This is a genomic window from Arthrobacter sp. ov118 (genome assembly GCF_900116495.1).
Taxonomy (GTDB): domain Bacteria; phylum Actinomycetota; class Actinomycetes; order Actinomycetales; family Micrococcaceae; genus Arthrobacter.
This window is the reverse complement of record NZ_FPAY01000007.1, coordinates 1-19381: the sequence shown is the minus strand read 5'-3', so window position 1 is coordinate 19381 and position 19381 is coordinate 1. Positions and strand designations below refer to the sequence as shown.

The 19381-nt window shown below is 64.7% G+C and carries 18 protein-coding genes and 1 pseudogene; 14 read left to right on the top strand and 5 right to left on the bottom strand.

What is annotated here, in order from left to right; translation table 11 throughout:
* Positions 1–120: 120 nt before the first annotated feature.
* The 6 genes from BM372_RS13465 (at position 121) to BM372_RS13440 (ending at position 9422) form a co-directional block, all read left to right on the top strand.
* On the top strand, positions 121–1041 hold the full coding sequence (locus BM372_RS13465) for an AEC family transporter (protein ID WP_090955969.1): 921 nt from the start codon (positions 121–123) through the stop codon (positions 1039–1041).
* 83 nt (positions 1042–1124) lie between these two features.
* Positions 1125–2945, top strand: a complete 1821-nt coding sequence (locus BM372_RS13460; RefSeq protein ID WP_090955968.1) for an HNH endonuclease signature motif containing protein — start codon at positions 1125–1127, stop codon at positions 2943–2945.
* Positions 2946–3066: 121 nt separating this feature from the next.
* The gene (locus BM372_RS13455; protein WP_090955967.1) at positions 3067–4194 is read left to right on the top strand and encodes an L-talarate/galactarate dehydratase; all 1128 of its coding nucleotides are present in this window, start codon (positions 3067–3069) and stop codon (positions 4192–4194) included.
* 10 nt (positions 4195–4204) lie between these two features.
* Positions 4205–4945 carry a FadR/GntR family transcriptional regulator gene (locus tag BM372_RS13450; protein WP_090955966.1) on the top strand — a complete coding sequence of 247 codons (741 nt, stop codon included), beginning with the start codon at positions 4205–4207 and terminating at the stop codon, positions 4943–4945.
* A gap of 144 nt (positions 4946–5089) precedes the next feature.
* On the top strand, positions 5090–6466 hold the full coding sequence (locus BM372_RS13445; RefSeq protein ID WP_090955965.1) for an MFS transporter: 1377 nt from the start codon (positions 5090–5092) through the stop codon (positions 6464–6466).
* Positions 6467–6707: 241 nt separating this feature from the next.
* A complete protein-coding gene (locus BM372_RS13440) occupies positions 6708–9422 on the top strand; it encodes a PEP/pyruvate-binding domain-containing protein (protein WP_090955964.1) in 2715 nt (904 codons plus the stop codon).
* A 34-nt stretch (positions 9423–9456) separates the two neighbouring features.
* On the opposite strand, the gene BM372_RS13435 is transcribed toward BM372_RS13440, so the two are convergent.
* Positions 9457–9750, bottom strand: coding sequence for a YqfO family protein (locus BM372_RS13435; RefSeq protein ID WP_371261742.1), 294 nt, complete (start codon positions 9748–9750; stop codon positions 9457–9459).
* Positions 9751–9999: 249 nt separating this feature from the next.
* Between BM372_RS13435 and BM372_RS13430 the strand changes: the two genes are divergently transcribed.
* On the top strand, positions 10000–10749 hold the full coding sequence (locus BM372_RS13430) for an SRPBCC family protein (RefSeq protein ID WP_090955962.1): 750 nt from the start codon (positions 10000–10002) through the stop codon (positions 10747–10749).
* Positions 10750–10897: 148 nt separating this feature from the next.
* Here BM372_RS13430 and BM372_RS13425 read toward each other — a convergent pair whose 3' ends face one another.
* The 3 genes from BM372_RS13425 to BM372_RS13415 form a co-directional block, all read right to left on the bottom strand.
* Entirely contained in the window at positions 10898–11290 is a 393-nt protein-coding gene (locus BM372_RS13425; RefSeq protein ID WP_090955961.1) for an SHOCT domain-containing protein, read from the bottom strand.
* Positions 11291–11449: 159 nt separating this feature from the next.
* On the bottom strand, positions 11450–11824 hold the full coding sequence (locus BM372_RS13420) for a PLDc N-terminal domain-containing protein (protein WP_090955960.1): 375 nt from the start codon (positions 11822–11824) through the stop codon (positions 11450–11452).
* Between the two features lie 256 nt (positions 11825–12080).
* Positions 12081–12293: a hypothetical protein gene (locus BM372_RS13415; protein ID WP_090955959.1), complete on the bottom strand. Its 213-nt coding sequence runs from the start codon at positions 12291–12293 to the stop codon at positions 12081–12083.
* A 115-nt stretch (positions 12294–12408) separates the two neighbouring features.
* Here BM372_RS13415 and BM372_RS13410 point away from each other — a divergent pair, with 115 nt between their 5' ends.
* Together BM372_RS13410 and BM372_RS13405 are read left to right on the top strand one after the other, a co-directional pair.
* Positions 12409–12852, top strand: coding sequence for a DUF3054 domain-containing protein (locus BM372_RS13410; protein ID WP_090955958.1), 444 nt, complete (start codon positions 12409–12411; stop codon positions 12850–12852).
* Positions 12853–12939: 87 nt separating this feature from the next.
* A complete protein-coding gene (locus BM372_RS13405) occupies positions 12940–13221 on the top strand; it encodes an Lrp/AsnC family transcriptional regulator (RefSeq protein WP_090955957.1) in 282 nt (93 codons plus the stop codon).
* Between the two features lie 164 nt (positions 13222–13385).
* Here BM372_RS13405 and trpD read toward each other — a convergent pair whose 3' ends face one another.
* A complete protein-coding gene (gene trpD, locus BM372_RS13400) occupies positions 13386–14444 on the bottom strand; it encodes an anthranilate phosphoribosyltransferase (RefSeq protein ID WP_090955956.1) in 1059 nt (352 codons plus the stop codon).
* A gap of 112 nt (positions 14445–14556) precedes the next feature.
* Between trpD and BM372_RS13395 the strand changes: the two genes are divergently transcribed.
* The 5 genes and pseudogenes from BM372_RS13395 to BM372_RS20870 form a co-directional block, all read left to right on the top strand.
* Positions 14557–15231: an aa3-type cytochrome oxidase subunit III gene (locus BM372_RS13395; protein WP_256214250.1), complete on the top strand. Its 675-nt coding sequence runs from the start codon at positions 14557–14559 to the stop codon at positions 15229–15231.
* A gap of 86 nt (positions 15232–15317) precedes the next feature.
* Positions 15318–16106, top strand: coding sequence for a cytochrome bc1 complex diheme cytochrome c subunit (locus tag BM372_RS13390; RefSeq protein ID WP_090955954.1), 789 nt, complete (start codon positions 15318–15320; stop codon positions 16104–16106).
* 99 nt (positions 16107–16205) lie between these two features.
* On the top strand, positions 16206–17279 hold the full coding sequence (locus BM372_RS13385; protein ID WP_090955953.1) for a cytochrome bc1 complex Rieske iron-sulfur subunit: 1074 nt from the start codon (positions 16206–16208) through the stop codon (positions 17277–17279).
* Positions 17257–18945, top strand: coding sequence for a cytochrome bc1 complex cytochrome b subunit (locus BM372_RS13380; protein WP_090955952.1), 1689 nt, complete (start codon positions 17257–17259; stop codon positions 18943–18945). Before BM372_RS13385 ends, BM372_RS13380 begins: the two co-directional genes overlap by 23 nt.
* A 157-nt stretch (positions 18946–19102) precedes the next feature.
* Positions 19103–19381: pseudogene (locus BM372_RS20870) on the top strand (hypothetical protein); the annotation flags it as partial.

Below are 19381 nucleotides of genomic sequence, written 5' to 3'. Positions count from 1 at the left end.
AGTCCACTAAAGGATCCCCACCCTTCCGCACGGCCGGCACTCCCCACGCAACAGGAGACGGCCGTGCGGAGACCACCTTCGGCCCGCCGGAGGCGTTTGTTGTATCGAAAGGCGATATTTGTGGGCGGCGTTATCTCAGGAATACTCATCGTTGCCGCAGTCATCGCCGTCGGTTACCTCGCTGCCAGGTTCGGCATTCTGGGACCTGAGGTCCAGGGTGCACTGACCCGTACTGCCTTCTACATCACCAATCCCGCTCTTCTTTACACCGTGGTGGCCGGCTCGGACATCCGGGCGGCACTCGGAACAGATGCCCCGCTGGCGCTGCTTTCAGCAGCGGCAGTGGGGCTTCTGTATTGGCTGCTGAGCTTCCTGTTCTTCCGTCGGCCCGCAGCGGAAACCGCTGTGGGCGCGATGGCCAGTAGCTACGCCAACGCCAACAACATCGGCATTCCTGTGTCGCTCTACGCGGTGGGCACCGCCCAGCACGTGGCACCGGTCCTGCTTGTGCAACTGCTGGTTTTGGCCCCTACCTACCTCACCATTCTGGGCCTCGTCTCCGGCGCCCGGATCTCGTGGAACAGGATGCTGCTCCAACCACTGTCCAACCCCATGATCATCGCCTCCGGCCTCGGCGCGGTCGTGGCGCTGACAGGCTGGCAGGAACCGGATCTGCTGCAAAAACCCATTGACATGCTGGCTGGCGGCGCTGTACCCATGGTGCTTCTCGCCTTCGGCCTGTCCCTTGCCGGCAGGGCGCCCCTGCAGAAAGACGACGGCCGCACCGAGACACTGGTGGCCACTTTCCTCAAGATCGCCGGCATGCCCGCCGTCGTGTGGCTGCTGGGCCGCTTTGTTTTCGGGCTGGAGGGCCAGCACCTGCTCGCCATCGTGATCATGGCGGCCCTCCCCACCGCGCAGAACGTCTTCCTCTTCGCCTCCCCCTACGGCCGGGGAATGACCGTGGCTAGGGACGTCATCCTCTGCACCACGGTCCTGTGCAGCGGGGCGCTCCTGGTAATTGCTTGGGCCGCCGGCTAGGGACTCGATCTGCGACACCTCGTTCTTATCGCGTGTCCTCGGTCACCCCTAAAACTGTCGGACCCCTCTGACAAAGTTGTCCCATGGAAGCCAATGGGCAACAGGACGCGGACACTGTATTGGAGGACAGTGCGTTGGAGGACACTGCGTTGGAGGACAGTGCATTGGAGGACACTGCAGCGCAGACTGACGCTTCCGGTTTCAGGGTTGTCCAAGGGCGTGGCCCCCTGGACAAAACGGCCCGCAGTGGCGAAGCTACCGACGCACTAAGCCGGTGTCTGGCCCTGCTGGACGCCGAAGCCGAGGGCGTGATCGAGGAGCTGGCACGATCGGACTTCGATGAAGCGGCCGACTTTGCGGGATTGGCCGAGGAGCTGGCCCACCGAGTCGAGTACTATCAGCTACTCGCTGCCGCGGCGGTGGACAGGACCCGGGCCGAAGGGATCAACGCTGCCGGACCCCCCAGCGGTACCACTGGCTGGACCACGGGCTGGGGCACGGAACCCGCCCTACCTACGCCGCCGAGCAGCGGTCCGGCGCAAGCCAGCGCGGCGTTAGCCGGCGAAACGGCTAGCACGAATGGAGCTGCCGCCCCGCGTACAACGGCCGTTTGGTCTCCGGCGGATGACGGGTGCCGGAACACCGCCGAGTTCCTTCGCGTCAGGCTGCAGATCAGCGTCGGGGAAGCCCGCAGCCGCCTCGCCCTCGCCGCCGCAGCCCTTCCCCGCACCGGCATCGCCGGTCTGTCCACCCCACCATGCCAGGCGACCGGCTTGGCCCTGGCCGCAGGGACGATCGCCTCGCGCGCCGGCGCCATCATTACCACCGCCCTGGACAAGGTCCGCCCGATTGCGGACACGAACACGGTCCAGCACATGGAAGCCATCCTCGTGCGCACCGCGATCGAGACTGACCACGACTTCCTCGCCCGCATTGCCCACCGCTGGGTCGACGCCATCGACCAGGACGGCACCGAACCCAACGAAGAAGAGCTCCGCCACCGCCAAGGCGCCTTCCTCCGACGCCCCCGCCGCGGACTCCACCACGTCGAAATTTTCGCCACCACTGACCAATATGAACACCTGCTCACCGTCATGAACACCGCCACCAACCCCCGCGTCACCGCCAACTCCGGCGGCGACGGCAGTAACGACGGCGGCACCGCCACCTGCGACAACAGCAACGTCGGCCGTACCGCCAGACCGGACCCGGTTTTCAACGACGCCCCGCCGGAGCTGGACCGCCGCACCCGAGCCCAGCAACTCCTCGACGGCCTCGTCGGCGGCTGCAAGGCAGCCCTCGCCACAGGCACCCTGCCCGCCACCGGCGGACTCCGCCCCCAGGTCATGGTCACCATCAACTATCAGGACCTCCTGAACCGCCTCGAGACCACCGCCGCCCAAGGGCCCCGATACGCCACCCACACCTCCCCGTCCAGTAGATGGCCAGCCATCCCCGGCAACCCCCAACCAGGCACGGGGGTGGGCACTGGAACCTTCACCTACACCGGACCCATCACTGCCTCCACCATCCGCAAAATCGCCTGCGACGCCGAGATCATCCCCGTCCTGCTCGGCAGCGAAGGCCGCATCCTCGACATCGGCCGCACCACCCGCATCTTCCCGCCCCACATCCGCAAAGCCCTCACCGCCCGCGACCAAGGCTGCGCCTTCCCCAACTGCACCATCCCCGCACCCTGGTGCGAAGCCCACCACATCACCTACTGGTCACATGGCGGAACCACCAGCACGGATAACGGCGTCCTTCTCTGCACTCATCACCATCACCTCGTCCACAAAGAGCAATGGAAAATCCACGTCAAAGCCGGCATTCCATGGTTCACGCCACCACCCCACATCGACCCTCGCCAAAAACCCCGGCAAAACCACCACCACCAGACATGACCACGCGGGCCATGCGACCCGTGGGATCCTCTTTCGCTGACACAGGGTTCACTTGTATTACAAGTATGGGACTTGTATAATAAGTAAGCGGCGATGTTGCCCCACTTCCCAAGGAGAATCTATGACCAGCGTTGATCTGATCCGCCACGTAAAGCTTTCCACCGCACGACTCCCCCTCCCCGTGCCCATCAGCGATGCGAAGGTTTTCACCGGGCGCCAAAAGCCCATGACGGAAGTTGTTTTCCTCTTCGCCGAGATCAGCACCGAGCAGGGCCACAGCGGCATCGGCTTCAGCTACTCCAAGCGCGCCGGCGGACCTGCCCAGTACGCCCACGCCAGGGAAGTCGCCGACGGCCTCATCGGGGAGGACCCCAATGACATCGGCAAGATCTACACCAAGCTCCTGTGGGCCGGCGCTTCCGTGGGCCGCTCCGGCGTGGCAACCCAGGCCCTGGCAGCCATCGACATCGCGCTCTACGACCTCAAAGCCAAGCGCGCGGGCCTGCCGCTTGCGAAGTTCCTGGGCGCCTACCGCGACTCCGTCCAGACCTACAACACCTCCGGCGGCTTCCTCAACGCCACCCTGGACGAGGTCAAGGCCCGCGCCACCCAGTCCGTCGAGGAAGGCATCGGCGGCATCAAGATCAAGGTCGGCCTGCCGGACACGGCCGAGGACCTGCGCCGCGTGGCTGGCATCCGCGAGCACATCGGCTGGGACGTGCCGCTCATGGTCGACGCAAACCAGCAGTGGGACCGCGCCACCGCCCTGCGCATGGGCCGCCAACTGGAGGAATTCAACCTCATTTGGATCGAAGAACCGCTGGACGCCTACGACTTCGAGGGCCACGCCCACCTGGCCCGTGCCCTGGACACCCCCATTGCCACCGGCGAAATGCTGGCCTCGGTGGCGGAGCACAAGGGCCTGATCAACGCCGAGGGCTGCGACATCATCCAACCGGACGCACCCCGCGTCGGCGGCATCACCCAGTTCCTCCGCCTGGCCGCCCTTGCGGACGAGCGCGGGCTCGGCCTCGCCCCGCACTTCGCCATGGAAATCCACCTGCACCTGGCAGCGGCGTACCCGCGCGAGCCCTGGGTGGAACACTTCGACTGGCTGGACCCCCTCTTCAACGAGCGCCTTGAGACCAAAAACGGCCGGATGCTCGTTCCGGACCGCCCCGGACTCGGCATCACCCTCAGCGACCAGGCCCGCGCCTGGACGACCGACTCGGTGGAATTCGGCAAGTAACCTTAAACCCATGAGCCGGAACCTGACCGCGGACCTCGCCGCCGACCTTCGCATGCGCATCGTCGACGGCGTGATCCAGCCCGGCGACAAGCTGCCCAGTGAAAATGCGCTGATCAGTGAGTTCGGGGTGAGCCGGACCGTGGTGCGTTCAGCCCTGACGCGCCTGCAGGCTGAAGGTCTCGTGGAGACGGAGCGCGGGCGGGGCAGCTTCGTGCTGACCCCGCCCCCGGAGGGGTTGCAGCCTGGACCCGGCGGACGGGCTGTAGCGACCTTGGAGGACCGGGTCCAACTCCTCGAATTCCGCATGGGCGTTGAGTCGGAAGCAGCAGCACTGGCAGCCCTCCACCGTTCTGAACGGCAATTGCAGGCAGTGCGAAAGGCCTTGTCTGACTTCACTGCCAGCGCCGGACATCCCGCCCACGCACTGAAGGCCGACTTCGAGTTCCATCAGGCCGTCGCGGCAGCCTCCGGCAATCCCTTCTATTCCAGCTGCCTGGCCTCGCTGGGCCCGACCATGATCGCCATGCCGCGCGCCCGCCTGCTCGCGGACGCAGAGCACTACGCGTCTGGACACTTTAACCAGGTGGTGCACGAGCACGAGTCCGTCGTCACTGCCATCGCCGACGGCGACCCGGCGTCGGCGGCGGCCGCCATTCGCACCCATTTGGCAAACTCACGACGGCGGCTCCGCGCCGTCACGACCGGCAGCAGGCCCGACACAGGCCGTCCAGCAACCGAACAAGTCCCGTAAGGTATCCGGCCATGCCAAAAGTGTGTTGGACGTGCATGATCGGCCACGAATAAAGTGGAGGAGTTGTAGTGGCGCGGGCCACAATCGCCCGCCCCGCCCCGGCCGTCCCCCGGCCCGCTTCGCCAATTCAAAGAGGATTACCCCATGCAGTCTGTAGACACCGCTGTCACGGACGTGGCCGCAGCCACGAAGAAATTTTTCAAACGCGTCCTGCCCATCATGCTGATCATGCTGGTGTGCAACCAGCTCAACCGCTCCAACATCGGTTATGCCCAGGAGCACCTGCAGGCCGACGTCGGCATCGGTGCCGCAGCATACGGCTTCGGCGCTGGCCTGTTCTTCATCGCCTACGCGATCTTCGAACTGCCCAGCAACGTGATGATGGAGAAGTACGGCGCCAAGGTCTGGCTGGCTCGGATCATGGTCAGCTGGGGCATCGTGTCCTTCCTAATGGCCTTCGTCCAGAACGACGTGATGTTCTACATGCTACGGTTCCTCCTTGGCGCGGCCGAAGCCGGCTTCTTCCCGGCAGTGATCTTCTACTTCGCCCGCTGGGTGCCCGCAGGCCATCGCGGAAAGGCCACCGCCATTTTCATCGCCGGCTCGTCCGTTGCCGCCGCCCTCTCCGGACCGATCGCAGGACTGCTCCTCAGCCTGAACGACGTTCTGGGCTTCCGCGGCTGGCAGTGGCTGTTCGGCTTCGAAGGCGTGCTGTCCGTGGTTGTTGGCGTGATCGTGTTTTTCCTCCTTGATGCCAAGATCCAGGACGCCAAGTGGCTGAACGGGAACGAGAAGACCGCGCTCCTGTCGGCCATTGCTGCCGAGGATGCGGAGCACGCCACCGCTGCCGGCGGGAAACTCAACCGCTGGAAGATGCTCCTCAACCCGCAGATCCTCCTCCTGTGCGGGATCTACTTCTCCGTTCAGCTCTCCATTTATGCAAACACCTTCTGGCTGCCCAGCATCGTCAAGCACATTCCCGGCACCACCGATCTGACCGTGGGACTACTGTCCTCCATCCCCTGGGTGTGCGCCGTCTTCGCCATGTACTTCGCCGCCAAGTGGCAGGACCGGGCCAAGTCCAAACGGCCCCTACTCGCCCTTGCCCTGCTGGTCGCGGCTGCGGGAACCTTTGCCGCGGCCATCGCCTCCCCCGTTGCGGCACTCGTATTCCTGGCCATCGCGGCGATGGGATTCAAGAGCGCGTCCCCGCTGTTCTGGACCATTCCACAGTCGGGGCTCCACCCCATGGTCCTGGCGCCGGCCATCGCCATCATCAACTCCTTGGGCAACCTCGGCGGATTCGTGGCCCCGTTTGGCTTCGGAATCATCAAGGAGCAGACGGGCAGTGTCGTCCCCGGGCTCTTCGCCCTGGCGGCAACCTCGGCCATCGCGGCGGGGCTCGTGTACTGGTTGAAGGAACGCAAGACCGGGCCGGAAACCGAAGCCACGGTCGAGGAAGCTTCTGTTGAGGCGACCACCTCTGAGCAAGCCTCCCCATACGCCGTGACCTCCAGATAAGCCCCTGCCGCAGCAGGGGAAGGGCAGGCACCTTCTGAACTGCACCCCCGAAAGCTGGACCTCCAAGGGAGCGACCGGCCTTCGGGGTGCGGTTCTTCTCGTGCGCGAAGGGTTCTCGTCGCGGAGTTGCGGCTAGGAGCACCCGCCGCGCACCTATGGCCTCTTGCCGGCGGCAGTGCCAGTATGTTGGGAACCAAGCTCGCCGGGGGCCGCCACTCCGGGCAGAAAGGACGCCACGGTCATGACCTACATCAACAGCCTCGCCGATGTGGGAAAAGGGAACGTGGCAATGGCTGGCGGCAAGGGCGTCGGACTGGGCAGTCTCATTGCGGCAGGACTGCCTGTTCCCCCGGCGTTTGTGCTGAACACGGCGGCCTATGCGGATTTTGTGGAAGCCAATCACCTCGAGTCCGGCATCAAGGAGCTGGCCTCGCTGCCCCCGCAGGCGCCGCCCGAAAGATACGAGGACGCCTCGAAGCGGATCCGTGCCCTGTTCGCCGGAGGCATCATGCCGGCTTTGATCGCAGCAGAACTCGGTACTGCCTACGGCCGCCTTGGTGACGGGGAGCCGGCGGTCGCGGTTCGCTCCTCCGCGACGGCCGAGGACCTCGCCTCGGCCAGTTTCGCGGGGCAGCAGGACACGTACCTTAACGTCCTTGGGCTGGAGGCCCTGGCCGCGGCCGTCACGGATTGCTGGGCTTCCCTGTGGACAGCCCGGGCCATGGCTTACCGGGCCCGCCAAGGCATTGCCCCGGACACAGTGCGCCTCGCGGTGGTGGTCCAGCAGATGGTCGAGGCCGAGGCAGCCGGGGTCATGTTCACTGCCAATCCGGCTAACGGTCGCCACGACCAGATCGTGATCAGCGCCGCGTGGGGCCTGGGCGAGTCCGTGGTCAGCGGAACGGTCACCACGGATGACGTCGTTGTCGAAGCAGGGACGGGTCGTGTGCTGTCACGCCGGACAGCTGACAAGGAAGTCATGACTGTCTACGCCGACCGCGGCACCCGGGAACAGCCGGTGCCGGCAGCGCGCCGCCATCAGCCCGTGTTGGACGACCGCGCGGCAACCGCACTGGCCAGCTACGGAACACGGATTGCGGCTCATTTCGGGGCACCGCAGGACATCGAGTGGGCACTGGCCCGTGACGAGTACTTCATCCTGCAGTCCCGGCCCATCACCGCACTGCCCGAACCGGTGGCTGACACCCCGGACTCCTGGACGGTGCCCTACGCGAACGGGCTCTACTTCCGGGCGAGCATCGTGGAACAGCTGCCGGACCCGCTCTCGCCGCTGTTCGCCGACCTCATTGACGGCTCGGTGGCCCGGTCGCTGCGGACCTTGATGGCCGACGCCGTCGGCAAGAACGTCGTCCGGGAGGGCGACGTGGGACTGCCCACCATCAACGGCTACGCCTACTATTACTACCGCACTTCGGGCATGTGGCGGATCATGGGCAAGTCGCTGACCGCCTTCCGCGCGTTGCTCCGCGGCAAGGCGCACATGGGAGTGGCCGGCTGGCGGGAGTTTTCGCATCCCCGGTATGAGAGGGTGATCGAGGACTGGTCGGCGAAGCCCGTCGCGGAGCTCTCCGGAGAGGAACTGCTTGAGGGCGTAAAGGCGCTGTTGGACGCCGCCACCGTGTACTACACAGCCGTGCAGTCCATCATTCCGATTGCCGCGACGAGCGAAATCTCCTTCCGGGCGTTTTACGACAAAGTCGTTCGGCGCGACGGAGATCCCCCCGCCCAGACGTTCCTGCTCGGTTACGATAGCGAACCCATCCGGGCGGAGAAGTCGCTGTACGGGCTAGCAGCGTGGGCACGGGGAGTGCCGGGGCTGGCCTCAGCCCTCCTTAATGAACCCACGGCGGCACTGGTCCAGTCGCAAGGCGCAGGGTCCCCGCCTGCCGGCTTCGACCAGGCATTGTGGCACCAGTGGCATCCACGCTTCCAGGACCATCTCGGCCGGTTCGGCCATGCTGTCTACAATCTGGATTTCGTCAGCCCGGTCCCGGCGGACGATCCCTCGGCCCTGCTGGAGACGGTGAAGTTTTACCTTCGAGGACAGGGCAACGACCCGCACGAGCGCCAGCAGCAGTCGGCCGCCCGCAGGGAGGACCAAACCAGCCGCATGATCACCCGGCTCGGGCCGCGGCGCCGGGCCACGTTTATCCGGCTGCTCCGGTGGGCACAGAGCGCCGCCCCTATCCGGGAGGATGCGCTGGCAGACGTCGGCCTGGCGTGGCCGCTGCTGCGGCGGATGCTGCTCGAACTTGGACGGCGGCTGGTTGACTCCGGTGTCATCGCCCGGCCAGCCGATGTGTTCTGGTTGCGCCGCGAGGAGCTGCAAACCGCCGTCGAGTTCGGTCTCGCCGCACCTGCTGCCCGAAAAGCGCCCGAGAGACGGATAACCGGGGACGTTCCCGAACCGGCACCGGCGACCGTGGCCATTACCGGAGCAGACCAGCCCGTCCGCGCCGCCGCCGTCGAGGAGCGCAAAATGCTTTGGCGCGGCCAGGCAAGGGCCGCAGCCCCGCAACTGCTTCCGGAAGCCAAATGGATGGAACGGGCTTTCGGGAAAATGATGCCGGCAGGCTCACAGACCGAAGTCGGCGACACCATCAAGGGCATCGGCGCCAGCGCGGGCCGCGTCACTGCTCCGGCCCGCGTCCTGAGAGGGCCTCAGGATTTCGCCCTGATGGTGCCTGGAGAGGTCCTGGTCGCCCGTATCACCACCCCCGCTTGGACCTCGCTATTCGCGATGGCCTCGGCCGTGGTGACCGACGTCGGCGGCCCCTTAAGCCACAGCTCGATCGTGGCCCGGGAGTACGGCATCCCGGCCGTGCTCGGCACTGGTGTCGCGACGCAGCGGCTGACCAGCGACCAGCAGATCCGCGTAGATGGGGACGCCGGCACGGTCGTGATCGAGCGTCCGGTCGACGCCCGGCGGCCCTGACGGCCGGTTCTGGAACGGCAGGGCTCTGAGATGGCTATTCAAGGCTGCTTGCTCCGTCCGGCAGGCTGGCATCGACCGGGAAGGTCATGAACGCGGGCGTCTCGTAGGGATGCACGGACAGGGCGGCCGCGACGACGGCGTTGCGCCGGGAGCGCGGGTAAATCGCCTCGATACGGGTTTCCAACACCTCCTCGGGGGAACCGACGACGCCGACGGCCGGGTTCGCACCTGGCAGCGGCGTGAATTTCCCGGTGCCGTCGAGGCTGAAAGAGCAGTGCGAGTAGTGGCCTAGCCGGCCGGCCCCGGCGTCGCCAATGGCCTGCCGCACAGCTCGAGCAGATTCAGTCGGAACGTATATGACCAGACAGTCCATGGGCTCCATGGCAGAAAGTCTGCCACCGGGCACCGACGACGGGCGAGCCCACGCCCCTGCGCTCGCCCCTCCCGCACGACGGCGGGACGTACGTCTCACTGGCCCGTGGCGCCTCTGGTAGAGCGGGGCACCGGCGGGTAAAGTAAGCATACTGATTATTTGTTGGCCGCATGTCAGTTCTCATGCCAGTCATTAGGAGACACCGTGAGCACAAGGGTTGAAAAGCAAGTTCTTGTCAATGTGCCCGTTAGCGTGGCCTACAACCAGTGGACCCAGTTCGAGGAATTTCCCCACTTCATGGGCGGGGTGAAAAGCGTCAAGCAACTCAGCGACGACCGGCTCGAATGGGTCGCAGAAATCGGCGGGGTGCGCAGGCAGTGGCAGGCAGCAATCCTGGAGCAGGTACCGGACCAGAAAGTCGCGTGGGCCGCGACCGAAGGCGCCACCAACGCAGGGTCCGTAGTGTTCGAAGACCTCGGCGGCGGGCAGACGTCCGTGCGGTTGTCCCTCGAATTTGAGCCCGAGGGCGTTGTGGAGAAGGTCGGCGACAAGCTGAACATCCTGGAGAGGCAGGTTGAGAATGACCTCAACCGGTTCAAGGCCTTCATCGAGGATGCAGGCTACGCTACAGGCGCCTGGCGCGGTTCTGTCAGCGAAGGCGCCCCGGCTGGCACACCAAGCGTTGACGCTGCGGCAAAGTCACGCGGGGACAGCGGCAAAGCCGGCCTTTCGGGCAAAGTCATTGCCGGAGCCGGACTCGCTGCCGCGGCGGCCGCGGGCGTTGCGGCAGCAGCCGGACGCCAAGGCCCCGCCGACGAGACCGAGACCGAAACCGAAACCGCGGAAGTCAGGCTACCGACGCCCCTGCCACCCACGGGCACTACGGGCAGCGTGTTCCCCGGGGAGGGCCTGCCCCAGGACTCGACTTCGGATGACACTGATCGCCGGTCCTGAGCGCAGCCTTCCGATCACCTGAACGATTGTGCTCGTGGCCACTTCATCTTCTGACGCAAGCGCCGGAGTTCGCACCCTAAGAAGCCCACCTAAGAAGCCCAGCTGAGCGCTGAAGCCGCTTTGTCGGGCCGGATGCCGAATGCGCCAGTCAGGCCCGGCTCAGCGCCTTAGCCTTGATAGCTTCGAATTCACCCTGGGTCAGCGTGCCGGCATCGAGGAGCTCCTTGGCCTTCACGATTTCCTGGGTCGGCGACGCAGAGGCAACGGAACGGATGTACTCGCTCGTTGCGGCTTCCGCCTGCTGCGCACTCTTGGCCTGGCGTTCGGCCATGCTGCGCCCGCGCGCGATGAGATAGACAAGAACCGTAAGGAACGGCACGAAGATCAGGAAAATAATCCACACGGCCTTGAGCCAGCCGTTGAGCTCATGATCGCGGAAAACGTCGCCGATAACCGCAAACAGTGCGAAAAGGTACGCGATGAACGCGAATGACCAAAAGAATAGCCATATGACGCTCCAGAATTGCTCCACGGGAGCCATCCTTTCGTTCCGAGGAAGCCCTGCTGGCATTCCCTAACGTCAAGGTAACCCTGCCCGGTCCGCCGCAATTAGGACCATAAGTCCTGTATTGGGCCGGGCCTAGCCGCTCTCCTGCTCCGGTAAAATTTCCCGGGCCGGTCGGGGCACCGCCGCCGGTTCCTATCCCAGCGCCCTGGCCTTGAGCATCTGGAATTCCTCGCCGGTGATCGTACCGTCGTCAAGGAGTTTCTTCGCCGCGGCGATCTGTTCCGAGGGATTGGCATTGGCGGTCCGGCGAATATAGTCGGCCATGTCGTCCTTGGCCACATCCTGCCGCGCAGAACGACGGATGGCCATTTGCTGCCCGTAAAACAACAGGTAGCCAAGGCAACCCAGCAACGGGAACAGTAGGACACCGAGTACCCACACCGCTTTTACCCACCCCGGCCGCAGGCTGTCCGAAAAAATATCCGTGATGACGCGAAACAGCACCATCAGATACGCCACGAACATGACGAACCAAAACATGAGCCAAAAGACATCCCAGAATCCCATTACCTTCGCCTTTCACGACACCGGTGATGTGGCAACGCTGTTAAGCGGCGATGCCGGGCAAACGCTGCGTGCCATTCCGCTGCACGCAAATGGGATACCCGGGCGGGCCAAATCGGGCCACCGACTCAGCTCGCCACAAGCCTACGCACAGGGGCTGCTTTGTCAACGAGAAGACAAAATAACGCGCCTGTTCAGTGCACCCCACGAGCGGTCGGCCCAGACGGCGCCTAGCAGCACTTAGAACGCATAGCAGCACTTAAAAGAAGTGGAGTTCGCTGGCCGCATCCGGAGACGGATGGACCACCGGAGCCTGACCGAGTTCGAGAAGGATGTCATTGATGCTCAGCTGGCCGTCCAACTGCGGATCCAGTCGCGCCGGGAGTGCAGCGCTCAGGAGATCAGCTTCCGGGGCACCGGCCTCCGGGGCAGCCTCCGGAACAGCAGTCTCCGGGACGGCATCGGTACTCATGCCACGATCATATGTGCGGATCGTCCCCGGGCGAGGCGGCCACGCCGACCAGGACGATGGACCACCGGGGGCACCAGTGGCATGGGCTCGTCAGGACGGGACTAGGCTTGGATGTATGCCTTCTTCAACCCCCCAACTCCCCCGCCCGGCTGCCCGGGACGCTTCCGGACCGGGTCTGCGGCCCGGGCAGACAGTGGTCCTGGCCGCCTGCGCCGATGCCCTGCTGATTCTGCTCTTCGCGGCGATTGGCCGTGACGCGCACCAGCGCGGGGAGACCGTCGCAGGAGTCCTCGCGACCGCGTGGCCGTTCCTGGCCGGCGCGGCGCTTACCTGGCTCGCGCTGCGCCTGTGGCGCGCACCCCTCCGGGTGTGGCCGGCCGGCGTCGCGGTGTGGCTCGGAACCGTAGGCGTCGGCATGATCCTGCGGGCCGTCACCGGGCAGACCGTGGTGCTGGCCTTCGTAATTGTTGCCCTGGTGAGCCTCGCCGTTTTCCTCCTCGGCTACCGTCTTGTGGTCGCCGGTGTCCGCCGGTTGCGCTCACGCCGCGCCCGGGCCTGATGCACTAGGCTTGCAGGACATGGCAGGGCCCGCGATGGGGCCGCCGACAGGCCGCACACGGCGCAACCGATCCGGAAAGGCTCATACGTGGTCACCGCATTCGTCCTGATCAAGACAGACGCTTCACGCATCCCGGAAACCGCCGAGGAGATCTCCGCCATCCCGGGCATCAGCGAGGTCTATTCCGTCACCGGCGAATGGGACTTGATCGCCATCGCCCGCGTCGCCAAGCACGAAGACCTGGCCGACGCCATTGCGGACAAGCTCTCCAAGGTTCAGGGCGTGGTGCACACCACTACCCAGATTGCCTTCCGGGCGTACTCCCAGCACGATCTCGACGCGGCCTTTGCCCTCGGGTTTGAGCAGTAGCCCGCAGCAAGCACCAGAAGTACCAGAAGTACCAGAGGTATTGAAGCGGCGGGCCCGGCAGATTTGACCAGTTCAATCTGCCGGGCCCGCAGTTTCACTACGCTTTTTGGTACGTCCTTTTCAGTACTTCCTCGTTCCGAGCACCGCAAGCGAGGCCGGCGCGCTCAGGCCTGGGACAAGGCCACCCAACGGTCCAGGACCGCCGCGGCCGCGCCGGTCTCGATTGATTCCTCGGAGCGCTTCAACGCCGCTGCCATCCGCTCGGCGAGCGGACCAACGGCGTCGAGGTCGAACGCCACCAGCCCGGCGGCGGCATTGAGCAGCGCCGCGTCGCGGGCCGGCCCTGGGGCGCCAGCAAGGACGGCGCGGACGACGGCAGCGTTGGCCACGGCGTCGCCGCCGCGCAGTTCCTCGATGGTGGCCCGCCGGATCCCGAGGCTGCCCGGATCAAAGACGCTTTCGGTGACTTCGCCGTTGCGGATCTCCCACACCCGTGACGGGCCGGTGGTGGTGAGCTCATCCAGCCCGTCGTTTCCGCGGAACACAAGCCCGCGGCTCCCACGCTTGGCCAGCACACCCGCCACCAGCGGGGCCATCCGCTCATGGGCCACCCCCACCGCCGAGGCCTGGACATGGGCCGGGTTGATCATGGGGCCCAGGAAGTTGAATGCCGTCGGGACGCCAAGTTCGCGGCGGGCGACGGCGGCATGCCGCATGGAAGGGTGAAACACCTGGGCGAAGCAGAACGTGATCCCGGCTTCCTCGGCGTTGAGCGCCACGCGTTCAATGGGCAGGTCCAACCTGACCCCGAGCGCCTCCAGGACGTCGGCGGATCCGGAGGACGACGACGACGCCCGGTTTCCGTGCTTGACCACCTTGGCGCCCGCGCCGGCGCAGATCAGCGCTGCCATCGTTGAGATGTTCACCGTATTCTGCTGATCGCCGCCACTGCCTACGATGTCTAGCTTCTCGCCAGCGATCTCGACGGCGCTAGCGTTGGCGATCATCGCCTCCACCAAACCGGACAGTTCATCCACGGTCTCACCCTTGGAGCGCAGCGCCACCAGGAATCCGGCGACCTGGACCGGCGTCGCCTCGCCCGACATGATGGAGTTCATGGCCCATTCGGTGCTCCCGGCGGTGAGGTCCACGCCACTGATGAGTGCGTTAATGAGGCGCGGCCAGGTGTTGCCTGCCGCCTGTGCAGATGCCGGAGAAGTCACCTCCCGATGCTATCGAGGTCGCCCCCGCTAAGACCAATGTGAACCCCTCCGGGAACTTTTCCGCGCGATTTCGCGTCTTTGTAGAAAAAGTCCTCCGAAATGGCGGTTTGCGTTGGGCAGGACGGACTTTTATAGACATAATGTCTATGTGACATCTGCGACCCATGCCCCCAGTACCCCGGCGCACCCGACGCTGAACCGCCCGAACATGGTTTCTGTTGGAACCGTTGTGTGGCTGTCCAGTGAGTTGATGTTCTTCGCCGGTCTCTTCGCCATGTACTTCACACTCCGTTCGACTTCCGGACAGATGTGGGCCGAAGAGACAGCCAAGCTCAACTTCCCCTTTGCGCTCGTTAACACGATCGTCCTCGTGGCAAGTTCCTTCACTTGCCAGATGGGCGTCTTCGCTGCCGAGCGGCTCCAGCCGCGCCGGACCGGCGGAGTCTTCAGCTTCACCCGCTGGGGGATGAACGGATGGTTCATCCTGACGTTCCTCATGGGTGCCTTCTTCGTGGCCGGCCAGACGACCGAGTACACCATGCTCGTGTCCGAGCACGTCTCGCTGTCCTCCAACGCCTACGGTTCAGCCTTCTACATAACGACGGGCTTCCACGGCCTGCACGTCATCGGCGGGCTGGTTGCCTTCCTGCTCATCATGGGCCGTTCCTTCGCGGCGAAGAAGTTCGGCCACTTTGAAGCAACCTCGGCGATCGTCACCTCGTACTACTGGCACTTCGTGGACGTCGTCTGGATTGGCCTCTTCCTGGTCATCTACGTCCTCAAGTAGCCCCGACTTGACTCTTTTTCTACAAGAGGCAGAATTTCAGAAGCGGCTCCCGGAGCCACCGCAGGATCGAATAAAGGAACCACCACGTGAAGGCACTCTCGCAGAAGCGACGTCACCCACTGGCAGCGATTGCACTGCTGCTGATGGGCCTCTTGGTCACGGGTGGGCTGTACGCCGTTGCCACCACCGTCAACCAGGCCAAGGCCGACACCACAACCTATAGCGCAAGCGACGTAGAGGAGGGCGGCAAGCTCTTCGCCGCCAACTGCGCCACCTGCCACGGGATGGGTGCCAGCGGCTCGCAGTCCGGACCGTCGCTTGTGGGCGTCGGCGCGGCTGCTGTTGACTTCCAGGTCGGCACTGGCCGTATGCCCATGCAGATGAATGGCCCGCAGGCCTACAAGAAGCCCGCCCAGTTCAATGAAGAGCAGACGAAGCAGCTGGCGGCTTATGTTGCCTCGCTCGGCCCCGGCCCGGCCATCCCCGAGGCGGGAGTCCTCGATGAGAAGGGCGACGCCGCCAAGGGTGGCGAGCTCTTCCGCACCAACTGCGCTATGTGCCACAACGCTGCTGCCGCCGGCGGCGCATTGACCCGGGGCAAGTTCGCCCCGGCCCTTGCGGATGTCTCCGGCCAGCACATCTACGAAGCCATGGTCACCGGCCCTCAGAACATGCCGGTCTTTAGTGACGCGAACATCTCTCCCGAGGGCAAGCGCGACATCATCACCTACCTGAAGCAGATTGAAACCAACGGTTCACCCGGCGGCGCCGATCTTGGTGCTTTGGGTCCGGTCTCCGAAGGTCTGTTTGTCTGGATTGCCGGCCTGGGCGTCATCATCGCGTTCACGATCTGGCTCACATCCCGCACCTCCTAAGCGGACCTTGCACCTGTAAGAATTTTCTGCTGGCACGTCAGCAGTTTGAATTGAAACCTAACCCGGCATAGCCGGGACGAGAGAAGGATGAGGCGAATTATGGGCAACCATAGTGACGGCAGTCCGAACCACTCGGGCACCGTAGCTACGGCTGGTCAGAATGAGGTGGAGAAGTTCCAGGATCCTGGAATTCCCCCGCACCGTTTGCGCCTGGCTGACACGGACCCGAGGGCCGCAAAGAAAGCAGAACGGCAGGTAGCCCTTCTGTTCGGTGTTTCGGTCGTTGGCACCCTGATATTCCTGGTGGCGTACTTCGCGATCGATCTGGGGGGACCCGATTCCTCCATCGCCACGATCCGCCTCCAAAATGCCCTGCTGGGCATCGGCACCGCGTTCGCGATGCTGGGCATCGGCACCGGCATCGTTCACTGGGCCAAGGCCCTCATGCCGGACCACGAGGTCTCGGAAGAGCGCCACGCCATCCGCACCGAGGACGACCGCCAGGCGGCCGTGCGGATCGTCGATGACATTGTGGAAGAAACCGGCATCAAGCGCCGGCCGCTGATCCGCAACACACTGCTCGGCGCCGTCGCCCTCGCGCCCCTGCCGGCCCTGGCCATCTTTGGTGACCTCGGTCCACGCCCGGACGACAAGCTGGCCCACACGATGTGGGCACCGGAGGACGGCAAGCTCAAGCGCCTGACCCGCGACCCCGATGGCACTCCCATCAAGGCCGCGGATGTCACCTTGGGCTCCGCTTTCCACGTCATCCCGGAAGGGCTGAACGAACTGAGCGAAGGCAAACTGAACGAAAAGGCCAAGTCCGTCGTTCTTCTCATGCGCCTGAACCCGGAGGAGCTGCACCCTTCCCCGGGTCGCGAGGACTGGGGCTACAACGGCATCGTCGCGTACTCCAAGATCTGCACCCACGTTGGTTGCCCTGTTGCCCTGTACGAGCAGCAGACCCACCACCTGCTGTGCCCGTGCCACCAGTCAACCTTCGACCTGACCCAGGAATGCAAGGTTATCTTCGGCCCGGCCAGCCGTCCTCTCCCGCAGCTGCCGATCTCAGTCGACGCCGAGGGCTACCTGGTCGCCACGAGCGACTTCCATGAACCCGTTGGACCGAGCTACTGGGAGCGTGAGCAGCATGTCCTCATCCCTAACTCCTGATGCCCCCGTCTTCGTCGCCAAGACTTCGGGCGGCCGCATCACCGACTTCGTCGACCAGCGTGTTGGCGGCTCCGGAATCCTCCGCGAATTCGGCCGGAAGGTCTTCCCTGACCACTGGTCGTTCATGTTCGGCGAAGTTGCGCTTTACTCCTTCGTCATCCTGCTCCTCTCGGGCACCTTCCTGACGTTCTTCTTCGATCCGTCCATGGCGGAAACCCACTACGCGGGCTCTTACACGCCGCTGAAGAACGTTGAAATGTCAGTGGCGTACAGCTCCTCGCTGAACATCTCCTTCGACATCCGCGGCGGCCTCTTCATGCGCCAGGTGCACCACTGGGCAGCCCTGCTGTTCGTGGCTTCCGTCGCCGTGCACATGCTGCGCGTGTTCTTCACCGGCGCGTTCCGCAAGCCCCGCGAAATGAACTGGGTGGTAGGCGGCGTCCTGCTCATCCTGGCCATGGCAGCGGGCTTTACCGGCTACTCGCTCCCCGATGACCTGCTCTCCGGCAACGGCCTGCGCATCATCGACGGCGTCATCAAGTCCATCCCGGTCATCGGTACCTACATCTCGTTCTTCCTCTTTGGCGGCGAGTTCCCCGGCACCATGATCATCAGCCGCCTGTACACGCTCCACATCCTCCTGGTTCCCGCGCTCATCCTGCTGATGATCGTCATGCACCTCTTCATGGTGGTTGTGCACAAGCACACGCAGTACCCCGGCCCCGGCCGCAATGACGGCAACGTCGTCGGCTATCCCCTGGGACCTGTCTACGCAGCCAAGGCTGGCGGTTTCTTCTTCATCGTGTTCGGTGTGGTCGCCATTATGGCGGCGTTCTTCACCATCAACCCGATCTGGAACTACGGCCCGTACGACCCCTCCCCCGTTTCGGCAGGCACGCAGCCTGACTGGTACATCGGCTTCGTCGACGGCGCCCTGCGCCTGATGCCTGGCACGATCGGGGACTGGAAGGTCGAGCAGATCTGGTTCGGTCACGTCTTCACGTTCAACGTCCTGCTTCCGGCTCTTGTCCCTGCAGGCATCCTGTTCACGGTCATGTTCGCCTACCCGTGGATCGAACGCTGGATCACCAAAGACGACCGCGAGCACCACGTCCTGGACCGTCCGCGCAACGCTCCTACCCGGACGGCGATCGGCATGGCCGGCTTCGTGTGGTACTGCGTGATGTGGGCCGCCGCTGGTTCGGACCTCATCGCCACCCACTTCCACGTGGCTCTGAACGATGTGACCTACTGGCTACGCGCACTGTTCTTCATCGGCCCGGTGATCGCATTCATCGTGACGAAGCGCGTTGCCTTGGCTCTCCAGCGCAAGGACCGCGAGATCGCCCTGCACGGCCGCGAAACCGGCCGCATCGTGCGGCTGCCGCACGGTGAGTTCATCGAAGTCCACGCCCCGCTGGACGAGTACAAGCGCTACCGGCTGGTGGGCTTCGAGTCCCCCGAGCCGCTGCCCGCCGTGCCGAACGAACACGGCGTCGTGGACCGCAAGGAAAAGCGGCGCGCTGCCCTCTCCCGCTGGTTCTTCGAGGACCGGGTTGCCCCGGCTACTCCGGCTGAACTGGAGGCCGCTCACGGCCACCACGCCGCCCCCGAGCCGATCGAGACGATCGAAGCGGCAGAGTCGCGGAAGACGCTGAGCCACTAACCGGCAAAGCATAGTCACGCAGGAAGGCCCGGTCCCCAAAGGGACCGGGCCTTCCTGCGTCTCCAAAGGAAAACGCGGGGTCACTTCGCGCCCGTCCGACCCGGCGAGTTCTAGCGGTCGTTGCAACACTCAATGAAAATTGGGAGTTGCAACGACCGTGTCGTCTTTAGCGGAAGCACCACGAACCAGCAGGAAATACACGCAGGAGCAGAAGGACGAGTTCTTCTCGGTTCTGGATCGGTTGGGTAATGTGGCCCGGGCTGCCGAGTCACTGGGCTTTAACCGGTACACGTGCCGGAAATGGGCAAGGCGTGCCGGGTTCCGGGGCAGGCCCGGCGGCCCGGTTCATCCCGGGCTCGGGGAGTATTTCCGGCTGCGCAAGGCCGGCAGCACACGCAGGGAAGCTGCCAGCGCGGTGGGCGTTAACCCGCGCACC

Coding starts and splice junctions, on each gene's coding strand:
- BM372_RS13455 (WP_090955967.1), top strand. CDS start 3,067: ATGACCAGCGTTGATCTGATCCGCCACGTAAAGCTTTCCACCGCACGA.
- BM372_RS13385 (WP_090955953.1), top strand. CDS start 16,206: ATGGGCAACCATAGTGACGGCAGTCCGAACCACTCGGGCACCGTAGCT.
- BM372_RS13380 (WP_090955952.1), top strand. CDS start 17,257: ATGTCCTCATCCCTAACTCCTGATGCCCCCGTCTTCGTCGCCAAGACT.
- BM372_RS13415 (WP_090955959.1), bottom strand. CDS start 12,293: ATGAGTACCGATGCCGTCCCGGAGACTGCTGTTCCGGAGGCTGCCCCG.
- BM372_RS13420 (WP_090955960.1), bottom strand. CDS start 11,824: ATGGGATTCTGGGATGTCTTTTGGCTCATGTTTTGGTTCGTCATGTTC.
- BM372_RS13440 (WP_090955964.1), top strand. CDS start 6,708: ATGACCTACATCAACAGCCTCGCCGATGTGGGAAAAGGGAACGTGGCA.
- BM372_RS13450 (WP_090955966.1), top strand. CDS start 4,205: ATGAGCCGGAACCTGACCGCGGACCTCGCCGCCGACCTTCGCATGCGC.
- BM372_RS13425 (WP_090955961.1), bottom strand. CDS start 11,290: ATGGCTCCCGTGGAGCAATTCTGGAGCGTCATATGGCTATTCTTTTGG.
- BM372_RS13410 (WP_090955958.1), top strand. CDS start 12,409: ATGCCTTCTTCAACCCCCCAACTCCCCCGCCCGGCTGCCCGGGACGCT.
- BM372_RS13445 (WP_090955965.1), top strand. CDS start 5,090: ATGCAGTCTGTAGACACCGCTGTCACGGACGTGGCCGCAGCCACGAAG.
- BM372_RS13460 (WP_090955968.1), top strand. CDS start 1,125: ATGGAAGCCAATGGGCAACAGGACGCGGACACTGTATTGGAGGACAGT.